The 1,772-nt window shown below is 50.4% G+C and carries 2 protein-coding genes; one reads left to right on the forward strand and one right to left on the reverse strand.

Annotation, left to right across the window (positions count from 1 at the left end; genetic code table 11):
* Positions 1–232: hypothetical protein (locus tag BGN95_RS13315; protein ID WP_286772883.1), on the forward strand; the 232-nt coding region annotated here is incomplete at its 5' end.
* A gap of 1,093 nt (positions 233–1,325) precedes the next feature.
* Here the strand turns inward: BGN95_RS13315 and BGN95_RS13320 are convergent.
* A complete protein-coding gene (locus tag BGN95_RS13320; protein ID WP_286772884.1) occupies positions 1,326–1,547 on the reverse strand; it encodes a DUF6118 family protein in 222 nt (73 codons plus the stop codon).
* Positions 1,548–1,772: the final 225 nt, after the last annotated feature.

Raw genomic sequence — 1,772 nt, forward strand, 5'->3', positions numbered from 1 at the left:
TACCGATCACCCCGCGAGTACATCACCCAAACCCGCGAGGCCTCGTCAGGCAATTAGGGGGCAACGACAGGTCGTGATTCTCCCCATCGGGTCAGTAAACGTCGTCGTCGCCGATGATAATGAGTTTGTGGATGCATATGAATATGTCGTTCCCGGCCCTGAAATTCCTGTTACCGTATTTATTGTGGTGGTAGATGAGACACGTTGCAAAATCGGACAAACACCCGTCTGATTAGCGTAATGGTAGTTTATTTTATATCCATTACTATCAGTAGCTGACGTTACTCTTGTACACAAAGTTGTACTGTTAAGTATATTAACTGAGATTGTGTCGTATGTTAACGATACGGTTCTTCCATTTGGATATTGTATCAAATTTGCGTTCTGCCCGACGGTATTTGTCGACCCATCGAACGTTATTCTTGTCCCATTCGGAGATGTATATATGTAATTAGTACCAGATTGGATCAGCGTCGAGCCATCCTGTTGATCAGATGTATAAGTTGATCCAGACAGCGTAAAAGTTACTGACTTGTCTGGAAGTGATACGCTTGCCGTAGAGACGGTCTTTGTGAAAACTATTCTATAGGTCGGTTGCCAGTTAAGACTTCCCTTCCATCTCATCGGATCCGCAAGAACCGAATTTCCTGATCCCAAAGAAACATTTGGCGCGACGAGCTGTAATGTGCCAGTTGCGAGGTCGACGTTATTGGGATCGATCGTCGACCGAACCAGCGAATCTGGAGTGGTCTGAGCCAATGCGCTCACGGACAGTCCACAGCAGAGCGCAGAAGAGGCAACGAGGAGCGCGCGGTGCACGCGCACACCTTTGCCTCCGACCAAAATCGGATTCATTGTGTGAGGTTCCCTTTTTTAGGTGCTTATTTTAGAGGAAGTGAGGCCGTGAGGACTTTTACGGGGCACCAGTCACTGTCACGTGCGTTCGATTGTCTGCGTGATCGTGAGCATATTGGACGGTCACCCCATTGTTCATCGTCCCGGTGTGCACAACCTTAGTCACGCGTCCCTTTGCGTCATAAGTATAGGTAATTTCTTCAGTCGCCAGCGCGGCTACCGCGCTTATCGTTGCTGCTGCTGCTGCAGTGACAATTAACGCCGTCTTCACGTGCATGATGACCCCCTGTCCGAGTCTTGTCGGTGGTGATCGCAGCACATCTGATCATCATACACAATCCATCAATGCTTGACTCATTCAAACTGGATCGAAAATTTGTAGCTTATACCAAGTTTTACTCCGAAAGATTATCTAAACATGATCGATAGATGATCTAAAAATTATTTCATGATTAAATGAGGCCGCGGTCCTACGAGCGTGAGCCGCCAACCATAATCTTGCAGCGGACCGGCTTATTGGCCTTTGCAGCGGCCAATTCACACTCATTGATGCCGCCTCGGTTCGCGCGCTGCATTTCGGCGACGCGGACAATCGCTTGCCAACCTTCTGGATCGCCAGCGCGCATCAGGCGGGTGCCAGCGTCCCATAGGGTCGCTTCACCCAGAACCCGACGAGCTACTCGTTCCGGCAAAAGCCAGCTTCGCGGGCCAAGATTGGCCGCCCAGCCCGGATAGGCGAGATTCAGCAGCGATACGGTAATGGCAACGCTCAGACCGCAATAGAGCAGATGCCAGCGATGTTCATCCTTGGTGCGAACCCTACCGATGGCCCGACTGAGTTGGCCCCCGAAATGACCTGACAGGGTCTCGCTCTTAGATAAGAGTGAGCCATATGACTGAGCATACGACTAGGCGCT

Origin of the sequence: Sphingomonas sp. 66-10, assembly GCF_001897045.1 — a bacterium.
GTDB classification, from domain to species: domain Bacteria; phylum Pseudomonadota; class Alphaproteobacteria; order Sphingomonadales; family Sphingomonadaceae; genus Sphingomonas; species Sphingomonas lycopersici.